The sequence below is a fragment of the Aminobacterium mobile DSM 12262 genome, from assembly GCF_000526395.1.
GTDB lineage: Bacteria > Synergistota > Synergistia > Synergistales > Aminobacteriaceae > Aminobacterium > Aminobacterium mobile.
Window position 1 is genome coordinate 69814 of sequence record NZ_JAFZ01000001.1, and the last position, 23854, is coordinate 93667.

Below are 23854 nucleotides of genomic sequence, written 5' to 3' on the forward strand. Positions count from 1 at the left end.
GAATCATCACACTCCGAAAAAGAATTTAATAGTAAGGCCGGCCAGAAGCCCAAAAAAAGGATTCCAACGGGCAGAGACCAAGGTCGTGGCAGCAATAACCATGCCCCATGGACTAAAACCAAAAGGACCAGCAACGTCTGGCACCGACGTAACAGCACCATGGATATTAGTGGCAAAAGTTACAAAAGTTCCAAGAATAAAAAGGAACCCTGCGATGGAAGAACGATGAACATATCGTCCTATAGTGGGGAGAAGCTTAAAAAGAAGGATCACCGCCATAAATCCCATCATGAGTACCGATGACAGAAGGGGATTCGGCGCAGTAGCCGTTCCGGAAATAATAGATTCTACAGGACCTCCGCCAAAAAGAGATGACCCCATATCGGCAAGACTTGAATAGATAGCAAGATGGTCAATATTTGTATTTGCCCCAGCTATGCTTCCTGTTATTTTCCCGAAACTAATATTGGCTCCAATGTTGAGACAGGCAAGAGCCAGCGCACCTACAAAAATGCGTGGTTTTCGCCAAAAACACCATTCAATATCGCCAAAAACAAAACGTTCACGAGAAAGGTCTATCTTCGTTTCCTCAAGCGAAACTTTTTTCCCAGCCTTCAAATAGTTATAGACAGCGGTAGAAACCAGCACTGAAATAATAATCGTCCACGCCAGATCCTTTGTTATAAACCAGACGGCAAGACCTGAAACCATAGATGCAGTTCCTGACCATCTCTCTGAATTAAAGAGTTCTATAGCTACGTAAGCAAGCATAATTCCTACACCAGCCATCATAGAAAGCACTACCGTAGGCCCAATAAATGTAACTATTGCCTCGTTCAACCCTAAAAGAGATGGAATAAGAAGAAAAGCAGCCCCCCAAAAAACAAGGCTTAATCGTTCCTGGACATTTCTTCCCATAGTTCCTGCGAGAGTGATAGTCTCTGCCTGAAAAGAAATTGTAGCAACAGAATGAAATGTAAGGGATCCTATAATACCGATAAGAAAAGCAATAGCAGTGGGGAAAGCAGCAAAACCGAAACTAAGAGCTAACAATCCTTGTGGAATTCCGTTCACAACTACAGCAAAAGCAGTAAGAATGTTGGTAAGCATCGCATCACAATCTCCTTGTGCGTTATTTTGGGAACTTCTTTAACGCTAACATTTTTACTCAAAAAACATTATTTGTAAAGTTTCAATCTCGCATATGCGTCTCTGTACTGCCACTGATGTACACGGATATATCTCTCCCTACAGAGCAAAAGAACTATTCGAAGAACACCCCTCAAAAAAGGATCCCTTGTTTTCTTAAGGAGAATATCGTGCTATTATAATTATAATTCGTAACACAAAAAGGAGGTCTCCCATGAAAATACAGCCTCTCAGCTCCGAAATTATTGAAGACGTAATACATTTTCACGGGCATTGGTGCCCTGGATTGGCTCTTGGTATTCGTGTGGCACAGATTGCTTTGGCTGAAATAGGACACAGTTCTGATGAGGAAATAGTAGCAATCTGCGAAACAGATATGTGTGGTGTCGATGCTATTCAATTTCTGACAGGATGCACATTGGGAAAGGGGAACCTCATTATCCGTCCCTATGGGAAAATGGCTTTTTCCTTTTACCGAAGGAAAGATGGTAAATCTATACGCGTTGTGCTCAAAAATAACGGGAAAGCGTCAGGAGATATTTATTATAGAGAGTTACAAGAGAAAATGAATTCAGGGACTATCACTGAGAAGGAGCGAGAAACTTTTGCAAAACTTCGGTTTGATCGATGTCACTCTGTTTTAAATGCCCCTATAGAAGAGTTTTTTATCGTAGAAGAGACAAGAGAGACAGTTCCCCCTCACGCCCCTATGACAGGAAGCGTGAAATGCTGTCAATGCGGCGAAGGGGTTATGGAGACAAAATCCAGGTTTTTTAAAGGGGAGTTTTACTGCCTCCCCTGCTTCGAAAAATTCATACCTCGTCCTTAAGGGTTACCATGCAGGAATAATAACTGGATAGCCCTGCACATGATCGATTGTTACAGCAATATCATAAATCTCGGCAATGACGGAAGGAGAGACTTCCGCCCTTCGAAGAATGTGGCGAACCTCTCCTTCTTTCATGAAAACAAAACGATCTCCATAGCGAAGAGCCATGGTAAGATCGTGAAGAGACATGACTGCGGAAATCCCATGTCCTAAGACAATATGTCTTAATGTTTCCATAATGTCGATTTGATTTTTTACATCAAGACTGCTAATGGGCTCATCGAGAAGCAGTAGTTTTGGTTCCTGCACAAGAGCCCTGGCAATGGTTACTTTCTGTAACTCTCCTCCACTCATTTCATCAAGGTAGCGGAGAGCTAATGTTTCCAATCCAAGGGTATGAATAATAGCATCTACTTTTTTTATATCCTTACCGGATAGACGCCATCCTACATAGGGGCGACGACCAAGGAGAATGGCATCAAAGGCCGTAAGGCGTACTTGTTCACAACTTTGCGGCACATATCCCACGTTTTGGGCAATTTCTCGCCCCGACATATGCCGCATATTCCTATCCCCCAAAAAAACTGTCCCCTTTTGAGGTCGATTTATGCCATTGAGACAACGAAGCAACGTCGTTTTTCCTGAACCGTTAGGGCCAAGGATCATCACGATTTCCTGTTTTTTCACATGAAGGGAAATATCTTTCAATATTGAACGGTTCCCATACCAAAAAGAGATGGATTTCGCTGAAAGAATCAAGATCGCCCCCTCCTGGTAATAAGCCAGATAAAGAGAGGCGCTCCTAGAAAAGAAGTGAGGACGGAAACAGGCAAGACTCTGGGAGCCAACACAAGACGAGCTGCCATATCAGCCCCTAGGAGCAACAGAGAGCCTAATAGTGCAGATCCGGGAATAAGAAATCTATAGTCATCGCCTATAACTCGACGAACTATATGCGGACAGACAAGACCTACAAAACCTATAACCCCTACGAAGGCTACGATAACCGACGAGATAAGAGAGGCAAAAACCATCCCGAACAATCGCACCTGCCGCACTTTGACCCCTAACCCCATCGCTGTTTCTTCCCCCGCATCAATAGCATTGTAATCCCAGCGATGAGCAAAAAAGTAGAGAAGAGATATGAAAACAAAAGCAGTTATAATTGTTAATTCTCGCCACCCAGCCCGCGCCACGTCCCCAAAGGTCCAGAAAACCATGGCTGCAAGTTGGGTATCGTCAGCAAAATACTGTAAAAGCATGGTACCAGCCGTAAAAAGAGAGGCCAGCGCAACTCCTGATAAAGCCATGGACTCAGGAGTTGCACCGCGAGTTCTAGACAAGAGAAGGATAACACCTGTAGCCACAAGGCTAGAGAAAAAAGCCGCTCCTGTAGCGGCGAAAGGAGACAAAATAGAAACTGCATCAGATTGGCTGCTCAACATGCGTCCCGCCCCTAACACCATAACCGACAGAGCAGCCCCAAAAGCTGCTGCATTTGAAATGCCAAGGGTAAAGGGGGACCCTAGAGGATTTCGCAAAATAGATTGCATCACAGCTCCAGCAACAGAAAGGCCAGCCCCAGCAACAACAGCAGCCAGTGTTTGGGGTAAACGGACATTCCAGATAATAATAGCCCAACGCTTCGTATCCCCCCGGCCTAAAAGGGTAAAAAGCACGTCAAGAGGGGGAATACGTACGGCTCCCACGGAAATGGAGAGTACAATTACGCCACAGAGCAAGACTCCCCCAGAAAAAAGCCAAAGAATCTTTCGCGCCTGATATTCCTTATAGAGAGGAGAAAGAGTTCCTTCTTCCAAGTGCATAGGTACACGACCCTATTTCAAGGATATTTTCGTGAAAGCTAAATCTTGAAATTGATCGTTCATTTCCTGGAAAACGTTCTTACCTACAAGGAACCGGTAAATTTCATCGGCTTTTTGGGCAGGATCCACATCAAGAAAGCGGTCAGGATAGAGTACTTTCCCCACGAAGTAAGCATCTGCCAGAATAGATCCGAAATTTTGAGTATACCAATTGTAAGGCAACACCCCATAAATCTCCCCATTTTTAACGGCAGAAAGTTCCTGGTAGATAGGGTCATTTTTCAGTTGGGAAAGGGCATTCGTCCGATCATCAGCATTCAACGTGGAAAGATCGACAAAAATGACATCAGGATCCCACTCCAACAACTTTTCTTTCGACACATCTGCGTGGGTATTCTTCTCCTCCTGCCCATTTTTAGGAGCCGCTACATGCACAGCACCTGTGAACACGAAAGGAGGATAGGCCAATTCGGTAGAACTGAAACCATGAGGCCCACGAGAAGCAATGCCACCTACATAACAAGTTTTACGTTCTTGCGGAGCTATACCTTGCGTCCTTTTCTGTAGATCGGCAATATGTTCTTCGAAAAAAGAAACAACAGATTCTCCTCGCTCTTCATGCCCAATAATCTTCCCCATGAGTCGAAGGGAACTATAGAGCATTTCTCTACCATGTGCCAGGTTTCCATATCCTAACCCTATGACAGGGATACCTGTTTTTTCTTCAAGAACATGAACTGGAATTCCCGATTCCAGATAAGTTTTAAAAATTACCTGTGGAAGAGGCTGCACCCCTAAAATCAACTCCGGATTTGCATTCCCTCGAAACTCTCCCATCAACGGCAGGTCTTTCAACCATGGGTTGGCTAAGGCATAGGGGCGAGGACCGAAATTCCCTTTCTTTTCGTTATCTTCTACAGCAACGACTCTATTTTGCCCCTGAAGGTATACTAGAAGTCGTAAACATCCTGATCCTGAACATATAACTCGTTCGGCGGGAACAGAAATCTGTATTTCTCTTCCAATAGAATCAGAAACCCTTATTGTATGTGTAGACTGCGCAAAACTTTCCCCTGCAAAAAATAAAACCGCAAACGCACAAAAAACAATGACAAAAACAGTTGCCAATCTGCGCTTCATCAGCATAACCTCCCTTACGATTTTATAATAGCACGAAATAACAAAATCGTAGCACAGTGGAAATAAAAGCGCAAATAGCTTTACAAGAATTTGTCAGATATTTAAAGCTGAAAGCACCGCATCTGCCACTGCTTTTGCCGCATGAGGGAAAGCGAGCTTTCTCGCGTTTGCCCGTATAATTTGCAATTTTTCAGGCGAACTATAGAGATCCCGGAGGTGGTGAATAGCTTCTGATGCAGAACGAGCCCAGATGCCTGCATTGTGGGATTCTATGTATTTGGCATTATTAATTTCCTGCTTTGGAATGGGATTAATCATAAGAAGAGGCGCTCCTGCACAAAAAGCTTCGCTTACTGTAAGCCCACCAGGCTTAGTAATCATTACATCTGCTTCAGCCATATAGTCGTAAAGATTCTCTACAAAACCAAGGAGTTGAAATTTGACCCTGGAAGGAATCGTTATTCGTTCCAGTTGTTCTATAAGGTCTTCGTTCCGCCCGGCCACGACTGAAAGGGAAAGAGACATACCCGATTCTATAACTCCTTCAAGGATATCAAGGACAAGGGAGTTAGGAACACTACTTGCTACAAAAAGAATCGAAAATTCGTTGCTTTTATAGAACTGGCGGTCTCGATGGTAAAGCTCTCCGTATCTTTTCATCACTGGAATTCCAGACATAATAATTTTATGTTCAGGAATCCCTGCCTGTAGGAGATCTTCCTTCACAGAAGCTCCTCCTACAAAGTAAGAATCTACAAATTGGCTGATCCACATTCTATGAAGACCATAATCGGTAACAATACCGTATATTTTCCCTCTGTAGAGCCCCTGTTCCTTCATGTGAGACAAGACAGAGAGAGGGAAAAAATGGGTTCCCACACAAACATCTGGCTGGTTTTCAGTAAGATACCTCATAAACTTTTTCACATTCTCCATATTAATCTTTTCCAGCAGTCTTAAGACAGCGCTTTCTTCCCTATCTTGATCCGTCAATTCGTACATCACTTTACAAGCGATATGGGCATGTTCGCTCACGAAAGCATAGACATCGCTATAGGACCATTTAAAGAGATCACTCGAAAAATCGAGCAGATCCATCATCACATTTGGAATTTTCCGAGCATCGAGTTCTTCTTGCACGGCTCTCGCCGCCGCTCGATGCCCACCACCAGCAGAAACATAAACAAGATGAACCGGTCTCACTTTTCTCAACCTCCCTCAATAGCCGAGCCCGCTTGCCTGTGGAATACCCTTTTCATATTATTATAACGTTTCTCCATTTCTAGTTTTCTGTAAAATGGCGGGTTTTAAAGACCTCATGAGGCCGATCAACGTAATAAATGCATTTCAAGTTAAAATCAATTATGACTGATCGTCAGGTCAGGTTCCTTTATACACATGTCGTTTTCTGTCTAATCTCGATTTTGCACAACGTTTTTTAAACGCCGCTGCCCCTCATCCGATAGCCCGAGACCAGGCACATCTTTTTCTAGCATAGAAAGAGTCCCTTCTCCGCCAAGATATCCATTCACACGAGCGACAGACGTAGAATTCAAGAAATCTTCGTACTGTGGGTATTGAACTTGATACTCCCGCAAAAGTTCGCGATGAAGCCGAAGCCAATATTTTTGATGATAGGCTTCCGCAAGATAGAAAACCTTAAGAGGCATAATTTTTGTCACAACCGGGCGATTTCCTTGACGGTTCATAGCTTCCTTCCAAGCAAAAGCTTCTTCTCTTTGCTTTTCATCGCTATAAAAAATTGCCGACATATATTGTCGTGCAAAAGAAACACGAGTAGAGTCGTGACTCTCCGCGAAAATGGAAAGTAACTTTTTAAAAGAAATTACTTGAGAATCATAATCTATTTGAATGCTTTCTATATGGTTCCCCAGATTATGATACGTGGGGTCCTCTGTATCTCCCCCTGCATATCCAACACGTGTACTAAGAACCCCTCGAATGATCCCGAACCGGGCATCTGGTCCCCAGAATCACCCGAGGGCAAATGTAACAGTAGCACGGGAAGAGGCAGAGCTGGGTAAAACTATCCCTAAAATGGCAAGTACGGCTATAGAGATAATAAAAAGGCCTTTTAGGAAAATCATTTTTCTCTCCTCCTTTTCTTTTCTTCACGCCCTTTAAAAATTATTTTACATGGAAAAGGATCTCTGGCATACCTATAAAAGAACTCTCTTTCTGCCATATTTTTAACCAATCGATTTTTTAACGCATTGACAGTTTAAAGGTCTTTCTCTATAATCTTTGATCGACTGGCACTTTAGCATGATAAATTATCATCTTGAAAAATAAAAAAATTATGAGGGGGCATGAGGTATGAAAAAAAAGTTAGCAATAATCATGGGCTGTCTTCTTCTTGTTCTGGCAGCCAGCGGAGTAATGGCAGCGGAAAAGAAGACGTACATCGTAGGAATTGATGGGGATTATTATCCCTACTCTTTTATTGGCCAAGATGGTAAACCCACAGGATTTGACGTGGAATCTATCGAGTGGATCGCTCAAGAGATGGGTTTTGAAGTAAAGGTACAGCCTATGGCATGGGATGGCATTATTCCTGCCCTTCTCGCAAAGAAAATAGACATGGTCTATTCGGGAATGACAGCCTCTCCTGAACGGAGAAAAGTAGTTGATTTCAGCAAGGTATACTGGATCATTAATCAGGCTGTCTGCGTAAAAGCCGAATCGGAAATCAATATGGGGAATCTCTTCGACGGCAAAAAAACTATAGGAACTCAACGAGGTTGCACAGCAGCTTTGTGGTTGGAAGATTATCTTGTAAAAACAGGAATTCTCCCAAAAGAAAATCTTAAACTCTACGATAACTTTCCTCTAGCTGCAAAAGACCTGGAAAACGGCCGGATCAATGCTGCCATGATGGACGATGTTATTGTTGCTAAGGCAGTAGAGGGGAAACCTCTCAAAGTTATTGGAACAATCTCTACGGGAGAAGAATACGCCGTAGCAATTCGGAAAGAGGATTCGGACCTCAAAGAATTAATCAATACCGGTCTTGATCGTCTCATGAGCTCTCCGAAATGGAATGAACTCAAAGCAAAATACAAGATGTTCTAGGCATCTTTAAATTCAAAACTGACCTGAAGGGGAATGATTTTCCTTCATTCCCCTCTTTTGATTTAGAAATATAAACAGAGGGAGTGCGTAAGAACATGGGAAGTCTGGAGGTTATTTTCATATCGTTACCATATCTACTTCAAGGAGCTCTTGTAACTCTAAGAATTGTGGCTCTTTCACTAGGGCTAGGGCTTTGTATGGGATTGCCTCTGGCTGTAGGACAAGTATATGGCTCTCCTCTTACACAAAAAATAGTAAAATTCTATGTGTGGATTTTCCGAGGCCTTCCGAACCTTGTTCTTCTCTTTCTCTTCTTTTTCGGCATTTTCCCTTCCATTGGAATTGATGCCTCAGCCTTCACAACGGCAGTAGTAGTTCTGGGGCTTCGAAGTGCAGCCTATCAATCCCAGATTTTTAGGGGAAGTATCTTATCCCTTGGAGAAGGACAAATGTTGGCGGCGCGCTCTTTAGGCATGAGCAAAGGACAGGCTATTAAATCTATTATTTTACCCCAGGCCATACGACTGGCTCTTCCTGGATGGTCTAACGAATACCCCATCCTTCTCACCGATTCCTCGGTTACATATGCCATTGGCGTACTGGAAATATTGACCCGGGCTAATCTGGTTGTCTCCAGAACATATCAGCCCATGCCTATTTTTCTCACATGCGCCATTATCTTTATTTTGTTGAATTACGGAGGAATGCGACTCCTTCACTATGCAGAAGGTAAGTTTCGTATTCCTGGTTTTGGAAATGGAGAACGGTAACCATGACGACATTAACGCAACAAGAAGACGTTATCTTACGAGTAGAGAATATTCATAAATCCTATGGGAACGTAGAAGTACTGAAGGGAGTTTCCTTTTCTGTCAGGAAAGGAGAGACAAAAGTCTTCATAGGCCCTTCTGGTACAGGAAAAAGTACGCTGCTTCGTTGTATCAACCAACTGACCATCCCGGATAAAGGGCAAATTTGGCTTCATGGAGAAGAGGTAACTCACTCTAAAAAAAATATTAATTTTTTTCGGCAGAAGATGGGAATGGTTTTTCAGAATTTTTACCTCTTCGATCACCTTACAGCGCTTCGTAATGTGGAGATCGCTCTTATCAAGGTGAAGGGAATGAAAAAAGACGCTGCTCGGGATAAAGCCATGGAAGAACTCTCTCGTGTAGGAATGGACTCTTTCGCTCAACACTACCCTTCCCAGCTTTCTGGAGGTCAGGCTCAGCGAGTTTCTATCGCCAGGGCCTTAGCCATGGATCCTGACGTCATGCTTTTTGATGAGCCTACATCTGCCTTGGATCCTGAACTCATAGGGGAAGTGCTGGAAGTCATGAAAGATCTCGCCAGAGGAGGGATGACCATGCTTGTAGTTACACACGAGATGGGATTTGCCTGCTCTGTAGCCAATGAAATCATGTTTATGGAGGAGGGGACAATTTTGGAAAGTGGGAGTCCGGAAAAACTATTAAACGCCCCTCAATATGAAAGGACTCGCCAATTTTTAAGAAAATTAACAGATCTTTACGGAGAGTTGGGAAAAGTAAATGGATAATCTGCTCTTCATTCAAAAAGATGTACTTCCGGCTTTGTTGGAAGGACTCATTGTATCGATCAAGCTTATTATATGGTCGATTCCCTTTGGCTTGGTAACAGGGACACTTATAGCGGTTGGAAGAGTGTACGGGAACAAGTCCATTTCTTTTTTTTGTAAGCTTTACGTCATTTTCTTCAAGGGAACTCCCCTTTTAATTTTACTTTTTATGCTCTATTTCGGTCTACCGTCCATGGGGATTTCTCTCAGCCCTTTCGCAGCTTCAGTTCTGGGATTTGTCCTCTGTAACGGCGCCTATAATTCAGAGTATATTCGAGGGGCTATACAATCTGTAAAAGGCGGCCAGCTCATAGCCGCGCAAGCTTTAGGCATGACACGAGCCCAAGCTGTCTGGAATATTATTCTTCCTCAAGCGTTACGACGAGCTATTCCAGGGTGCTCTAATGAAATGATCTACCTGATCAAATATTCGTCTCTGGCATATATGCTCACGTGCATAGAGCTCACTGGCGCCGGGAAAATAATAGCAGGGCGTTCTTTTAGGTACACCCTTGTCTTTTCCGTCGTAGGCATCATCTATCTCTTTATGGTAACTCTTGCCAGTTGGCTTCTATCGATCCTCGAAAAAAAACTTTACATCCCTGGATGGAGCCAAGAAAGCTAAAGGGGACGAGCGACAAAGGGTCAAGCTCTCCCCTCCCTATAGCTTGACGTATAGGTATATCTTCACGAAACTGAATGCCCTTTACAAAAACAAGCTTCTTTAAACATATCACCTTGCGTCAAATGGTAGGAGAAATGGAACTTGACTGCTTTATTTACATGCACTCTTTCTATTTTTTTATAGACAGCAGCCCCTACCTTCTCTCTTTCCCTGAAGTTAAAATTTTGTTATGAAGGCGTCGATATATTTGATCATACACGGGAACTGAAACTTGAAGCGAAGATGCCAAATGAACGACAGCCCCTACAAATGTTTCGAGCTCAACTCGACGTCCCCTGGAATAGTCCAGCTCCATAGAGGATCGCGTCCCCGAAGGGAAAGACCGGGCTTGGGCAAGAGAGCGATCTACAATATCTTCAGGGAGAGAAATATTTTTCTTCTGGGCTAATTTATGAAGCTCCTCCATAAGTTCGCGGAGTGTCTGCTTTAAGTAGGGATCGGACAATACCTCCCCGAATGTTTTTTCAACCAACGTAGTTATGGCCGCCATAGGGCTCATAAAAATAAATTTTGTCCATACCGCTTCTTCCACATGAGGCGTCAGTTCAAAAGAGATACCTGCCTCTTTCATTACACTTTCAAGCTCTCCATATCGTTCAACCCTTCCATCGAGAGGGCCTGCCACCATTTTACAACTGCCCCCTACCTGACGTACCTCTCCAGGCGCCGATATATACGCAGAAATATATACGCATCCGTTGAAGAAGACCCCTTTTAAACTCGCTTTCTCCAAGAGATGCGGATTATCGATGCCATTTCCCACAGGAATAAGCAATGTGCGGTCATGACAAAGAGAATGAACTGTTTCGGCCATATTGAAGAGATCATACCCCTTCACCGCAAAAAAGATTACATCCACAGGGCCAATGTCCACAGGAGACGAAGAAACCATATGGGGAATTGCACGGAACGTATCAGAGGGGGTCTTAACAATCAATCCTTCTTTTTTAATTTGCGTCATATGCTCTCCACGGCAAAGGAAAGAAACTCTATGTTGTTGCGACTTTCCATAGGCTGAAGCCAACCGCCCCCCAAAACATCCACCAACACCACCAAGACCCGCAATACAAAAATCCACGAAGCTCCCCTCCTCTTCTCTTCTCTGATGAAAATTATTTTGAATCAAGTCTATTGTAATGGACAGAGACTTTTTTGCGGGCTATAATCTTGTTGCAAATAAGGAATATATAATATAGGAGGTAGTTATAGTTGAACAAAAAGATCCGCTTTTTATGTTTGTATCTTGCGGTTTTAGGGCTTTTTTCCCTTGGGAAAGTACGCGCTCATGCTGCGGATGGGCAACTTTTTTTTAAAGGATCCTCTACGCTGGCCCCTGTTGTTTCTCAAATATCCAAGCAATTTATAGAGAAATATGAAACTTGGGATAAAGTGGATTCCTCCTTACCAAATACAAAAATTGAAATTTTCGTATCAGGCGGCGGTTCTGGAGAAGGAGTAAAGGCGATTCTTGATGGCACCAGCAATTTGGGCATGACAGCTCGAGCAGTATCGGAAAAAGAGAAAAAATCTGTGGGAGATTATCACGAGTTCCATCTTGGGACAGATGCTCTTACAATTTCGGTCCATCCTGATAACAAGGTACATGAGATCAAGCCCAACCTCACTAAAGAAGAGTTAGTCAAGATATTCAGTGGCGAGTATAAATATTGGAATGATTTGGATTCCAGCCTTCCTAAAGATGAAATCGTTATTGTAATTCGAGATATTGGCGGTGGCGCTCATGAGGTGTTCCAGAAAACTGTCATGGGAAAAGTAGACGTAACTCCCAATGCCATACAGGCACCTTCCATGGGAGCACTTGTAACAAAAGTTATGGAGAATAAAAACGCTATTGGATATGCTTCCTTCGGAATGGTCAATATGAATAAAGGGAAAATCATTCCCCTTAAAGTAGATGGTGTTGAACCCACTGCTGAAAACATTCTCAACGGCTCCTACACTATAGCTCGACCTCTTCTTATAATAAAGAAAGGTGCCATGAGCGCTAATGAAAAAGCTTTTGTAGACAGTCTTCTCTCTGAAGAAGGAATGGCTGTTGTAGAACAAATGGGCTTCGTACCGGCCCAATAGCGATTAATAAACGTTATATTAAAGAGGCCGGAGACATTGTTCTCCGGCCTCTTTTGTTAATGATACACAAATTTTTAGCATATCTGGCTCGGAAACATTATTTAGGAGGTTCTTGCTTATGAAAAACTCTTCTTATCTTTTCGTCGAGGAGGATAAAAGAGGGAGGTTTTTTGTAATAATATGTAAAGGAGTCACTCTCCTTTCTGTCTCCCTTTTATTTTTTATGTTCCTTTTCATAGCAAAAGAAAGCCTGATATTTTTTCAAAATACCCCTCTACGGGCCTTTCTTACAGGGCAGCGTTGGAATCCACTTGCTACGCCTCCAGCTTTTGGTCTAGCGCCAATGATTGCAGCTACTGTTTATGTTTCAGTGCTGGCCACCGTCATAGCTTTCCCTATCGGAGTAGGAGTTGCCATATTTCTTTCTGTACTAGCAGGCAATAAACTCCCAAACATCTGTCTTCCGCTTATTGACCTTATGGCTGGAATCCCTTCTGTAGTATACGGATTCGCAGGGCTTTTAATCATCGTAAAATTTTTTGAGACCCACTTCTCTTTCTCGTCTGGAGAATCAATATTGGCAGGAGGGATTCTTTTGTCTGTTATGATTCTGCCCTACATTATCTCTACATGTCACGAATCTGCAACAAAAATTCTTCGCCGCTACAAACACGTTTCTACTGCCCTTGGAGTCTCCCGTTGGCATATGATCCGGTATTTGCTCTTCCCCTCCATGTCTAAGGCCCTTTTTTCTGCTCTGATTCTTTCTTTTTCCAGAGCTATGGGAGAAACGATGGCCGTCATGATGGTGATAGGGAACAGTCCCATTTTTCCCAAGCTTCTTCATAAAGCACAAACAATTCCCGGCCTTATCGCTCTGGAAATGGGGGGAGCCCACGTTGGAAGCCCCCATTATCGTGCTCTTTTCGCCGCTGGATTCGTACTCATGTTCGTTTTGTTTGTTTTTAATACCCTGTTTTTCATAATCGAAAAAAGTCTCGAAGGAGATGCGTAATGAATAGATTCCGTCGTTACCGGGGAATTCGAATTTGGCTTTTCATAAGTATATGCCTGACCTTCGCATCACTGGCCATTATTCTAGGCGATATATTCATTCATGGAATTAACGAGCTTTCCATCCAGTTTCTGCTGGGAACACCCCAAGGATTCCCTCTTGGGATAGAGGGGGGAATTTGGCCTGCCATTATGGGAAGTCTCGGTTTTACAAGCATTGCTTGCCTTTTCGGATCCATACTTGCCATTCCTACAGCTATTTGGCTGGTTTTTTACAATAAAAATCTTTGCATTACCAGTCTTTGTCACTTTTTTATTCACTCTATGGCAGGAGTACCTTCTATTATTTTGGGGCTCTTTGGGTACGCTTTTTTCGTAGTTACTCTCAAGTTAGGCGTATCGCTTCTTTCAGGGGGACTTATTCTCGGTGTTATGATCTTTCCTTTTATAGAGGTCCGCGTTGAGAAATCTTTTCGGGAATTTCCTCCTCAACTTGTCCAAGCTTCATTAGCATTAGGCGTTACAAGGACCTGGACTCTTTTCCACCTTGTTTTCCCTGCAAGTTTAGGAGATATAGCTAGCGCCATCGCTTTGGGGGGCAGTTTTGCCATGGGAGCTACAGCACCTATACTCTTTACTGGAGCAGTCCTCTTCGCCCCTGTGCCTCGTAGTCTTTTCTCTCCTGCCATGGCTTTACCTAATCATCTTTATATTCTTGTAGGACAAGGAATCTCTTTAAGCAAAGCTTATGGGACAGCTCTCGTCCTTATCATTATCCTGTTAGCCTTAAACAGTGTGCCCATCTTTATAAGAATGCACAGAAAGGAAGGATAGCAAATGGATCCTATTCTTGAAACCCACAACCTATCTGTATCCTTTGGGGGGAAGGTTATATTGAAAGGAATAAACGTTTCTATCCCTCCTCGCCAGATTACAGCCATTATTGGCCCTTCAGGGTGCGGAAAATCTACTTTTCTAAAAAGTTTGAATCGACTTATTAGCGAGGAGGAAGGTGCCATTACAGAAGGACACGTTTTACTCGATGGAGAAAATATTCTCTCACTACAACCTGAAAAGGTTCGCCGAAGAATTGGTATGGTTTTTCAAGCACCAACACCTTTTCCCCTCTCCATATTCGATAATATGGCCTATCCTCTTCGATATTATGGATATAAAAAAGAGAATATTCATACTATCATTATAGAAAAGCTAAAAATAGCGGGGCTTTATGAAGAGGTACAAAATAATCTTTCTATGAAAGCAACTCTCCTCTCCGGAGGACAACAGCAGCGATTGTGTATCGCAAGAGCTCTTACCGTAGAGCCGGAAATCCTGCTTCTTGATGAGCCATGCTCTGCTTTGGATATAAAAAATACTCTGAACATAGAAACTATGCTCGCGAAGCTTTGTGAACACTATACGATTATTATCGTAACTCATAATCTATTCCAAGCGCGACGATTAGCTCATAAAACTCTCTTCATGCTCGATGGAGAAATAGTAGAAGAAGGCTGTACCTCGACTATTTTTAGTCAGCCTCAGGATGAACGGACAGCTGAATATATTTCGGGGATTTACGGCTAAAGACAGCTCCTAGCTTACATTTCTCCCACGACAATAATTATTGGAATGAAGTGCTATAATTTTTATTGGCGATGGCGTTCCGCCTCGAACCACTGTTGTTGTATGGGCAGGCATAATGTTTGGGAGAACAATACCCCTATAAATTGTTTTGATCGCACAGCCCAAGACAAGACATAGTTTATGGCAAGGATGATATCTCTATACATCGTTATGGTAAGGGAGCGATTTTTTGAGAAAACATATTATAAATATTTTAAAAAGGGCTCGGGGAACATACGTTTCAGGACAAGCTCTCTGCGAGGATCTCGGGGTCAGCCGCACTGCTATATGGAAACATATCCAGCAATTACGAGAAGAGGGATATGAAATAGACTCCTCTTCCCGTAAAGGCTATCGTCTTATACATGTTCCAGACCTGCTCAACTCTTACGAAATAGAACCTCTCCTGACCACAACCCATCTCGGTCACCCTATTTTGCACTATAAGGAGCTAGATTCCACTAACATAGAGGCTCGGAAACTAGCTCGCGAAGGAGCAACACACGGAAGCGTCGTCGTGGCAGAGCACCAAACTACAGGACGTGGTCGTTCTGGCCGAGGATGGTTTTCCACACCTGGTACAGCCATCCAGATGTCTCTCATCCTTCGTCCAGATCTAGCTCCGTTCCTAGCTGCTTCCATTACTCAGGTAGGAGCTGCTGCTGTAGCTACGGCTCTTCAGGAATTAGGGTTGTCTCCGCAAATCAAGTGGCCCAACGATGTTCTTTTATCGAAGCGTAAGGTATGTGGCATTCTCACTGAAATGAGCTGCGAACTTGACCACATTGAACATATCATTATTGGCATAGGAATAAATGTCAACACCCCCTCTTTCCCAACAGACATTCGTTCTGTTGCTACATCGGTACAGATAGAAAAAGGCGCCCCATGTGATCGTAAAAGCCTCATGGCCGCTATTCTCAACACCTTTGAGCCTCTCTATCAGGGTTTTCTTGAAGGACATCCCTATCCTGCCTATCTGCGCATCTGTCGGGAGCTTTCTATTCTCATCGGAGAGGAAATTACATATGAAAGCCCTCAGGGAGTCACCACTGCCACTGCAATAGACATCGATTCGTCAGGCCATCTTGTTGTGCGCCATAAAGATGGCTCTACCGAAGCTCTTCTCTCTGGAGAAGTCCATTTGGGGGCAGGGTTATATCGTGAGCCCTAGCCGAGAACCCGGCGGAAGTAATCATCTTTAAATCTTCCTCTATCGATCGTCCAGTTGTCGTAAGATAATCACCTGTGAGAAGGCCATTTATTCCGCCGTGGAGTCCCTCTACCACGTGGACACCAAGGGCCTTTCGCCCCCCTGCATAACGAAGGGTAACGTGGGGGAGAAGGAAACGAATAAGAGCTCCCGATAGTAGTATTTCGTGCACTTGAGGAATGCGGCAATTCTGAAGAGGAGTTCCTGGAATAGGAGTGAGAATATTCAAGGGGAACGAGACAGCCCCTGCCTGAGCAACAAGAGACGCCATTTCGAGACGATCTTGAAGGGTCTCTCCCAACCCCATAATCCCTCCTGAACAAAGCTCAAGACCTGCTCGACGAGCACAAGAGAGGGTTTTCAACTTATCTTCTATCGTATGGGTAGAACAAATGGAGGGAAAAAAGTTCGGTCCAGTTTCCAAATTACAGTGATATCGGCTTACTCCAGCTGAAACTAGTTGACGAGCCTGTTTCTCAGTAATCAGGCCATGAGACCCACAGAGACGCAACGATGTTTTTGAAGCAAGCCCTTCATATACTCGACAGAGATGGTCCGTATCTTCAACAGAAAGACAACGACCACTTGTAACGAGGGAAAAACGATGAACGCCCTTCGCTTCGCACTGTTGAGCTTCATAAAGAGCCTCGCGAAAAGAGATAAGGGGTTTCGGAGCGCAATGTGTATTCCACCAAGCCGACTGAGCGCAGAAAGCGCAGTCCTCACTACATCGACCAGACCTGGCATTCAAAATAGAACAAAGTTCTACACCTGTACCAGCATATTTTTGTTTCACAGTATCAGCGGCTTCTAAAATCTCTTTAAGGGGAACTGTCTCTGCCCAAGAAAGAAGTTTTTTCAATGGTATTGATATAGTACCTGTGCGACGAATATACTCATATATTGACTCCATAACACATCCGCTCCAATTCTGCAGGCGATTGAGCGTTTACGAAATGCAACGCCAGACATGCGTCCATCCACGTCTTAATGCACTATAAACGAAGGCATCTTTATATGTCAACCATATATAAAAAATAGATGACAATTCTCTTTAAAACCATTTTTTATGGGGAAATGGAAAGGATATAATAGAGAATGGAGGAGACTCCCCGGGAATGCCCCCGAATTTGCATCCCCGGGGCTGCAGCCGTCCCCGAACCATAATAACAGTATCCTATGAGAATGGAAGGGGAAAAAATGGACACGGAAGGGAAACTTATTATTCTTGCTGATGCAGCTAAATACGATGTATCATGTTCTTCCAGCGGAAGCCAACGTAAAAATCCGTCAGGAATAGGCAACGCCAGCCTTGGAGGAATATGTCATTCGTGGACTGCTGATGGCCGGTGTGTCTCTCTTCTGAAAGTTCTTTTCTCAAACGATTGTATCTATGACTGTGCCTATTGTGTAAATCGACGAAGTGTCGACCGCCCACGAGCTACGTTCACTCCAGAGGAGCTTGCCGTACTCACCATTAATTTTTATCGCCGTAACTATATAGAAGGTCTATTCTTGAGCTCTGGCGTGTATAAATCTCCTAACCATACAATGGAGTGTTTGCTTCAAACACTTTTGCTTCTTCGGAAAAAGTATAGATTCGGCGGATATATACACACAAAGGTAATTCCAGGTTCTGATCCAGCGCTCGTCGATGCTTTTGGACAATACACTGATCGCATGAGCGTCAATATTGAACTCCCCACAGAAAAAAGCCTTACATTGCTCGCTCCCCAAAAAAACAAGGAGTCGATCTTGCGTCCTATGAAACACCTCACGAAACGCATTAAAGAAAATCAACTGGAAAAGCCAACATGGCGTGGCAGGAAAGCCCCTCTTTTCGTTCCGGCAGGACAAAGTACACAGCTTATTGTAGGGGCAACCCCAGAAGATGATCTTACTGTCCTTCGTCTTTCTGAAAACCTTTACTCTCACTACAACCTCAAGCGAGTATATTATTCTGCCTATGTTCCGGTCTCTGATAACCCGTTACTTCCAGCACTATCAACACCCCCCTTGCGGAGAGAGAACAGGCTGTACCAAGCTGACTGGCTACTTCGCTTCTATCGTTTCAAAGCTAGTGAGCTTCTTGATGAAAAGAGGCCCTATTTTGACCTGGATCTCGATCCCAAAACAGATTGGGCTCTGCGGAACCTCCAATTTTTCCCTGTGGAGGTCAACAAAGCTTCGTACGAGCAGCTTCTTCGAGTTCCAGGCATTGGCGTAAAATCCGCCAAGAGAATCGTTGTTGCGAGAAAAAACAATATCATCTCTTTCGAGTTACTCTCCCGCCTCGGAGTCGTTATAAAGCGAGCTCAGTATTTTATTACATGCAATGGAGTATTTCGCGGAGATAAAACTATGGATAAGACAAGACTCCGCCACCACTTTCTAGCAGAGCGGAGTAAATTCACATCGTATGGGCAGCAGCTCTTTCTCTTTGAATCATGATCATTTACAGTTACGATAGCACTTTTGATGGTCTTTTATGCACTATTTTTGAAGCTTCTTTAAGGCAGCTTCGGCCAGAGAACATTATCAGAAGGCTTCAAGAGAGAGAGCAACAAAACCTTTTCCAGACTATTCATGTGGACACTCGCCCTAAAATAGCAGGGGCTGTTTATACTTTATTGAAGGAGCAAGGAGGACAGGAAGCTCTCACAACTGCATATTATGCCTTTCACGGGGATTTTCCTCAGATAGATATGGCCATTTTTAATTATTTGGAAATGGTTTGGAAAAGAGGGAAAGAAGCTCAAACTCTATTTTCTAATGAAAGTGTTCTACAAACACTTGACGCACAAAGGAAAGTATCGAGAGAACGCCATATGTTTTGCGGCATTTTACGTTTCAAAGACCTCGGAGGTATTTTTTACGCCCCTATCGCCCCGGAACACTATATATTGCCTCTACTCGGTAACCACTTCGCTCACAGAATGGCTGATCAAAATTGGGTCATTCACGACACGGGGAGAGGCAAGGCATTGATTTACGATCAGCGATGTTGGTATGAAACGGACTTTCATCTCCAAAAATCTCTCAATATCCCACAAAGCGAGAAAGAGTATCAAAAGCTCTGGAAAACCTTTTTCAACAGCGTTACTATAACATCCCGAAGGAACAAAGGACTCCAGAAAAGGAATATGCCAATGAAGTACTGGCGCTACCTTACAGAAATGGATGACTCCATCTCTCTTACTCCCCCTCGCTTTACTGATCCGAAAGACAACAAAGATTAATGGCGATGAGTTTTAGCTATATCGATAGCTATAAAGGAAAGATTATGGGCATGGTCTCCAATTCTTTCCAAGTTACTTAAAATATCGATGAAAATAACTCCTGCAGACGGCTGGCATTCCCCTCGGTTCAATCTCCTGATATGGCTTTTCCGAAGAGATTTCTCTTTTCTATCCACCTCTACCTCTAACACGTCTATCACTTCATGAGCTTTATTTATATCTTCTTCTGCCACCGATTCGAGACTGAGGGTTACGGAACGGAAGACCGTATCGAACATATCTTCAAACTCCGACAAGGCTACAGGAGAAAAATCCAGACGATGTTCCACCTTATACTCGTATAGTTCTATTAAATTTTGGCAGTGGTCGCCAACTCTTTCTATGTCGCTAATTCCATTCACATAAGAAGAAAGAACTGTGGAAAGATCACTTGGCAAGCCTTCTTGCCATATTTCCGCAGCATATTTTGCGATAGCATGGGTAAGCTCATTCAATATTTTTTCCGATTCATTTACCTCTTCGACCATCTTTGAATCGTTCTCAAGAAAAGCTTTTTTTACCCCCTGTAACATAGAAAGAGCCACAACCCCCATACGAGCAATTTCTTTTTTAATAGCATCTACAGCTGCCGCAGGAGATGCCACAACAAGCTTGGGATCCAAATATTGAGGCCCAACCCGTATTCCATTATCCTTAGTGGGAACCATCTTTTGAATAACTTTTACAAAAGGCGAAGTAAAGGGGAGGAAAAGAAGTGTATTAACAACATTAAAAAGAGTGTGGGCATTGGCAAGTTGTCGGGCAATTTCCGATGATGTAAGAACTACCGCCGTCTTGAAAATTGGTAAAAATAGCACGAAAATAAATACCCCGATAAGGTTAAACATCACATGAGCCGCTGCCGCTTGTTTTGCAGACCTATTAGACCCTAAAGACGCGATAACAGCCGTTATAGTCGTACCTATATTATCTCCAAGAAGGATAGGAATTGCCGCATCAAGAGTTAGAAGTCCCTGGCTTGCCATGGCAATGGTAAGACCAATGGTAGCAGAGCTTGCCTGAACAACCATAGTAACTAAAGTTCCTACTAAAACACCTAAAAGGGGATTATGACCAAAAAGCAAGAAGAGGTCTTTTCGACCCTGAAGAAAGGACATTGCACTTTCCATAGTCTGCATTCCTAAAAAAAGGAGACCAAAACCTACCAGTCCATTCCCAATATACTTTCGCCGTTTAGATTTGCCAAAAACGGCAAGAATCATGCCTATCCCAATAACCGGGAGAGCAAAACTTTTAAACTTAAAGGCAATAATCTGGGCTGTTACAGTCGTCCCTATGTTAGCTCCCATAATAACCCCTACTGCCTGTTTCAGGGTCATTAAACCTGCATGAACAAAACTTACAGTCATAACCGTTGTTCCGCTACTACTTTGAATAAGTATTGTCACTAATGTCCCAATAAGAACGCCTCGAACTGGTGTGCTGGTAAGCGAGCCAATCAACTTGCGTAATCTGTCTCCTGCCAAATCTTGCAAGGCATCGCTCATAAGCTTAATTCCAAACAGAAAAAGCCCAACACCACCCAGAACTTGAAATATGCTTGAGAGTGGCACCTGTACAATCCCCCCGGATAATAGAAATATAAAAACGCCCTACATACAAAAATTTGCTTTAAGCTCTTATCTTTAAACGTACTTTATAATCTCTCTTTATTGTATAAGTGATCGATTTTCTTCCACAATTGCAAGCATTTCATTGTGAATGAACCCGTTACTACAGAGAACATCCTGATTTCCAAGCCCCTGAATAGAATTGCCACTCCAATCTGTTACAAGCCCTCCAGCTTCCTCAAGAAGAAGAATTCCCCCATAAAAATCCCAAGGTTTCAGATCCATTTCAAGATAGCTATCAAGCCTTCCACAAGCTACATAAGCAACATCCAGAGAGGCCGCTCCTCTCCGACGCACGTCATGACACTGCTCATAGACTTTCATTACAAGAGAAATTTCTTTTTTCCCGAGCTCTTTATTGTAAGCAGTTCCGAAACCGACAAGACTTTCTGAAAGAGTTGATGTTGTCGAAACATGAATAGGTGTGCCATTTAAAAAAGCCCCTTTTCCTCTCACAGCAGAAAAAAACTCTTCATTAATGGGATCGTAAATATAACTCCTTTGAACAGTTCCCCTCTCAACATATGCTAGAGAAATGGCGAAAGCAGGATAGTTATGATAAAAATTTACCGTTCCATCGATAGGGTCAAGCACAAATGCCTTATTGCAAAGTTGAGCTTTATCGCGAGACGATGACGATTCTTCAGCTACAATAACACTTTCCGGGGAAAGCTTTTGGAGATGACTAACTATAAATCGCTCTACTTCTATATCCGTTGCCGTTGTATAGTCTGACAACGATCTTCGACGAGCAATATATGTACTTTTTCGTTCTTTAATAATATCTCCCGCCTCTTTCAATAAAGAGATCAAAGATGCGGATAAAACGTCAATAACCAAAGTATGTCTCCTTTTTACCTAGAGTTTCTTCTACTTTTCTATATAAAGAGAAACTCTTTTACCATAATTTTTTTTCGCTTTTTTTAAATATTCTGTTACTGCCTCAAAAGGCAAATTTCTATCGACTGCGAGAGCTGTTATCTCATCACCAATTTGCTGCCAAAAAATATGACTTTTTAAGCCTCTCTTTTCTTCCTCTTCTTCAGGAATCATGGAGTATAGACATTGATGTTCACTCTCTTCTGGAAGATCAGAAATTATTATCTTCCACATGCTATACACATCGCTTCCCCCTTGTCTCTTCAATCCTTTTATTTCAAGCTACACAGACGGCTTTGATCATATACCGAACCCTACGTAAATGGAAGGGTCCATTCATAACTCAGGGAATGTTTTCTTGACTAAATTATTGTACAGTGTTACTATTTGCCCCATCATGCTCACGGGCCCTACGAAGCAAGCAACCTTACGCTCACGAAGGGAGGTGGCTGAAAGGGTTGGAGAGTTAGACAACAAAATTATAAAAAAGAGAAATTTGAGCATTACTTGTTCTATACTTCACAGTAATCACGCTGCAAATATCGTTTTTAAACGAAACACTCATATGTTGAAACAAAATATATAAGCGTTTTTTCAGTAGATGGGAGTTATAATATCTCCCCTTTTTCTGTGTTGTATATTCCCCTATTCAATACTACCAATGAGTATTTATTTTAAGGCACTTTCCTTTAAATTAAGGGAGAAGTCTCTTTTTTATATTCAGAAATACCCGCTCTATTTCCCTCACCAGCATATCTACTATCCCATCAAAAGGAGTGGATACATTTGAAGAAAAACCTTTTAAAGAAAACCATACTTATAGGCGTATGTCTGTTGATTATTTTCAGTGCCGAAACCTTGCCATTACGAGCAGCAGAAGGGAAAGTAACTTTCATTGACTTCAGCTGGGATAGCGTACAAATACACAATCGGATAGCTGGCTACATCATAACGTATGGCTATGGGAGAGAAACTGATTATATGTTTGCTGAATCTCTTCCAGGGCTTCTTGGTATCGAACGGGGAGATGCCCAAATCACTATGGAACTTTGGGCAGATAATGTTCATGAATGGTGGCAAAAAGCACAAAAGAAGGGGAAAGTTGTATCCCTCGGAGAGAATTTCCCCGATGCACCGCAAGGATGGTATGTACCCACCTATGTAATCAAAGGGGACAAAGCCCGCAAGTTACAACCTGTAGCTCCCCTTCTGAAAAACGTAAAGGATCTCCCAAAATATTGGAAGTTGTTTAGAGATCCGGAGGAACCATCAAAAGGTCGATTTTACAATGGCCCGGCAGGGTGGAAAGTTCATAGCATCAACCTTAATAAGTTAAAAGCTTACAATCTTTATAAAACATATGAAGCTTTTGACCCTGGTTCTCAGACAGCTCTTGCATCAGCCATCGCTTCAGCTTACGAAAAAGGTGAACCTGTTTTGGCCTACTATTGGGAGCCTACAGCCATTATGGGTAAATATTCCATGACAAAGTTAGAGGAGCCTCCCTACAATAAAAAAATATGGGAAACCACTCGAAAATGTGCTTTCCCTTCGGCAAAGGTCTTAATTTTGGCAAACTCCCAATTCGTTCTATCCAACCCTGATATTGCAGAATTTTTAAAAAGATATCAAACCACTATCGACCAAAATAACAACGCTCTAGCTTACATGAGAGACACGAATTCCACTGTTATGGAAACAGCGATCTGGTTTTTAAAAACATATTCGAGTGTTTGGAAGGAATGGGTTCAAGATGAATTGATAATTAAAAAAATTGAAATGGCCCTTGAAAAGGGGACATTTTAG

Annotated in this window: 23 protein-coding genes and 1 pseudogene; 13 read left to right on the forward strand and 11 right to left on the reverse strand. The window is 42.9% G+C overall.

Going from position 1 to position 23854, the window contains the following annotated elements:
- Positions 1 to 6: 6 nt before the first annotated feature.
- The gene (locus K360_RS0100360; protein WP_024821202.1) at positions 7 to 1110 is read right to left on the reverse strand and encodes a guanine permease; all 1104 of its coding nucleotides are present in this window, start codon (positions 1108 to 1110) and stop codon (positions 7 to 9) included.
- A gap of 253 nt (positions 1111 to 1363) precedes the next feature.
- On the opposite strand from K360_RS0100360, the gene K360_RS0100365 reads away from it, so the two are divergent.
- Positions 1364 to 1978, forward strand: coding sequence for an FmdE family protein (locus tag K360_RS0100365; protein WP_024821203.1), 615 nt, complete (start codon positions 1364 to 1366; stop codon positions 1976 to 1978).
- Between the two features lie 3 nt (positions 1979 to 1981).
- Here the strand turns inward: K360_RS0100365 and K360_RS0100370 are convergent, their stop codons facing one another.
- From K360_RS0100370 to K360_RS11155, 5 genes and pseudogenes are all read right to left on the reverse strand, one after another.
- Positions 1982 to 2737: an ABC transporter ATP-binding protein gene (locus K360_RS0100370; RefSeq protein WP_024821204.1), complete on the reverse strand. Its 756-nt coding sequence runs from the start codon at positions 2735 to 2737 to the stop codon at positions 1982 to 1984.
- Positions 2734 to 3804: a FecCD family ABC transporter permease gene (locus K360_RS0100375; RefSeq protein ID WP_024821205.1), complete on the reverse strand. Its 1071-nt coding sequence runs from the start codon at positions 3802 to 3804 to the stop codon at positions 2734 to 2736. Before K360_RS0100375 ends, K360_RS0100370 begins: the two co-directional genes overlap by 4 nt.
- Positions 3805 to 3816: 12 nt before the next feature.
- On the reverse strand, positions 3817 to 4944 hold the full coding sequence (locus K360_RS0100380; RefSeq protein ID WP_024821206.1) for an iron ABC transporter substrate-binding protein: 1128 nt from the start codon (positions 4942 to 4944) through the stop codon (positions 3817 to 3819).
- Between the two features lie 93 nt (positions 4945 to 5037).
- Positions 5038 to 6147: an MGDG synthase family glycosyltransferase gene (locus K360_RS0100385; RefSeq protein WP_024821207.1), complete on the reverse strand. Its 1110-nt coding sequence runs from the start codon at positions 6145 to 6147 to the stop codon at positions 5038 to 5040.
- A 209-nt stretch (positions 6148 to 6356) separates the two neighbouring features.
- Positions 6357 to 6926 (reverse strand): annotated as a pseudogene (locus tag K360_RS11155) (peptide-methionine (S)-S-oxide reductase MsrA); the annotation flags it as partial.
- Positions 6927 to 7281: 355 nt separating this feature from the next.
- Here K360_RS11155 and K360_RS0100400 point away from each other — a divergent pair.
- The 4 genes from K360_RS0100400 to K360_RS0100415 all read left to right on the forward strand — a co-directional run bounded on the left by K360_RS0100400 (position 7282) and on the right by K360_RS0100415 (position 10259).
- Positions 7282 to 8037: an ABC transporter substrate-binding protein gene (locus tag K360_RS0100400; protein ID WP_024821208.1), complete on the forward strand. Its 756-nt coding sequence runs from the start codon at positions 7282 to 7284 to the stop codon at positions 8035 to 8037.
- Between the two features lie 95 nt (positions 8038 to 8132).
- The gene (locus K360_RS0100405) at positions 8133 to 8807 is read left to right on the forward strand and encodes an amino acid ABC transporter permease (protein WP_024821209.1); all 675 of its coding nucleotides are present in this window, start codon (positions 8133 to 8135) and stop codon (positions 8805 to 8807) included.
- Positions 8808 to 8809: 2 nt separating this feature from the next.
- Positions 8810 to 9595: an amino acid ABC transporter ATP-binding protein gene (locus K360_RS0100410; protein WP_024821210.1), complete on the forward strand. Its 786-nt coding sequence runs from the start codon at positions 8810 to 8812 to the stop codon at positions 9593 to 9595.
- On the forward strand, positions 9588 to 10259 hold the full coding sequence (locus K360_RS0100415; protein ID WP_024821211.1) for an amino acid ABC transporter permease: 672 nt from the start codon (positions 9588 to 9590) through the stop codon (positions 10257 to 10259). Before K360_RS0100410 ends, K360_RS0100415 begins: the two co-directional genes overlap by 8 nt.
- 193 nt (positions 10260 to 10452) lie before the next feature.
- On the opposite strand, the gene K360_RS0100420 is transcribed toward K360_RS0100415, so the two are convergent.
- Positions 10453 to 11397: a ketopantoate reductase family protein gene (locus K360_RS0100420; RefSeq protein WP_024821212.1), complete on the reverse strand. Its 945-nt coding sequence runs from the start codon at positions 11395 to 11397 to the stop codon at positions 10453 to 10455.
- 131 nt (positions 11398 to 11528) lie between these two features.
- Between K360_RS0100420 and K360_RS0100425 the strand changes: the two genes are divergently transcribed.
- The 5 genes from K360_RS0100425 (at position 11529) to K360_RS0100445 (ending at position 16221) form a co-directional block, all read left to right on the forward strand.
- Entirely contained in the window at positions 11529 to 12410 is an 882-nt protein-coding gene (locus tag K360_RS0100425) for a phosphate ABC transporter substrate-binding protein (protein WP_024821213.1), read from the forward strand.
- Between the two features lie 118 nt (positions 12411 to 12528).
- A complete protein-coding gene (gene pstC, locus K360_RS0100430) occupies positions 12529 to 13425 on the forward strand; it encodes a phosphate ABC transporter permease subunit PstC (RefSeq protein WP_024821214.1) in 897 nt (298 codons plus the stop codon).
- The gene (locus K360_RS0100435; RefSeq protein ID WP_024821215.1) at positions 13425 to 14258 is read left to right on the forward strand and encodes a PstA family ABC transporter permease; all 834 of its coding nucleotides are present in this window, start codon (positions 13425 to 13427) and stop codon (positions 14256 to 14258) included. The genes pstC and K360_RS0100435 overlap by 1 nt, the downstream gene beginning before the upstream one ends.
- Before the next feature lie 60 nt (positions 14259 to 14318).
- Positions 14319 to 15008, forward strand: coding sequence for a phosphate ABC transporter ATP-binding protein (locus K360_RS0100440; RefSeq protein ID WP_245587065.1), 690 nt, complete (start codon positions 14319 to 14321; stop codon positions 15006 to 15008).
- A 229-nt stretch (positions 15009 to 15237) separates the two neighbouring features.
- Positions 15238 to 16221, forward strand: a complete 984-nt coding sequence (locus K360_RS0100445; protein WP_024821217.1) for a biotin--[acetyl-CoA-carboxylase] ligase — start codon at positions 15238 to 15240, stop codon at positions 16219 to 16221.
- Here K360_RS0100445 and bioB read toward each other — a convergent pair.
- Positions 16160 to 17173 (reverse strand): biotin synthase BioB, encoded by a 1014-nt coding sequence (bioB, locus tag K360_RS0100450; protein ID WP_051461081.1) that lies wholly within the window; start codon positions 17171 to 17173, stop codon positions 16160 to 16162. The genes K360_RS0100445 and bioB overlap by 62 nt on opposite strands.
- 287 nt (positions 17174 to 17460) lie before the next feature.
- Here bioB and K360_RS0100455 point away from each other — a divergent pair, with 287 nt between their 5' ends.
- Both K360_RS0100455 and K360_RS0100460 read left to right on the forward strand, forming a co-directional pair.
- Complete coding sequence (locus K360_RS0100455) at positions 17461 to 18711, forward strand: putative DNA modification/repair radical SAM protein (RefSeq protein ID WP_024821219.1); 1251 nt, start codon at positions 17461 to 17463, stop codon at positions 18709 to 18711.
- Positions 18708 to 19499 (forward strand): TIGR03915 family putative DNA repair protein, encoded by a 792-nt coding sequence (locus K360_RS0100460; protein WP_024821220.1) that lies wholly within the window; start codon positions 18708 to 18710, stop codon positions 19497 to 19499. The genes K360_RS0100455 and K360_RS0100460 overlap by 4 nt, the downstream gene beginning before the upstream one ends.
- Here the strand turns inward: K360_RS0100460 and K360_RS0100465 are convergent.
- The 3 genes from K360_RS0100465 to K360_RS0100475 form a co-directional block, all read right to left on the reverse strand.
- Positions 19496 to 21112 (reverse strand): Na/Pi cotransporter family protein, encoded by a 1617-nt coding sequence (locus tag K360_RS0100465; protein ID WP_024821221.1) that lies wholly within the window; start codon positions 21110 to 21112, stop codon positions 19496 to 19498. The two genes, K360_RS0100460 and K360_RS0100465, sit on opposite strands and share 4 nt — an antisense overlap.
- 96 nt (positions 21113 to 21208) lie before the next feature.
- Positions 21209 to 22009 carry an inositol monophosphatase family protein gene (locus K360_RS0100470; protein ID WP_051461082.1) on the reverse strand — a complete coding sequence of 267 codons (801 nt, stop codon included), beginning with the start codon at positions 22007 to 22009 and terminating at the stop codon, positions 21209 to 21211.
- Positions 22010 to 22039: 30 nt separating this feature from the next.
- Positions 22040 to 22291, reverse strand: coding sequence for a hypothetical protein (locus K360_RS0100475; RefSeq protein WP_024821223.1), 252 nt, complete (start codon positions 22289 to 22291; stop codon positions 22040 to 22042).
- 543 nt (positions 22292 to 22834) lie between these two features.
- On the opposite strand from K360_RS0100475, the gene K360_RS0100480 reads away from it, so the two are divergent.
- The gene (locus tag K360_RS0100480; protein WP_024821224.1) at positions 22835 to 23854 is read left to right on the forward strand and encodes an ABC transporter substrate-binding protein; all 1020 of its coding nucleotides are present in this window, start codon (positions 22835 to 22837) and stop codon (positions 23852 to 23854) included.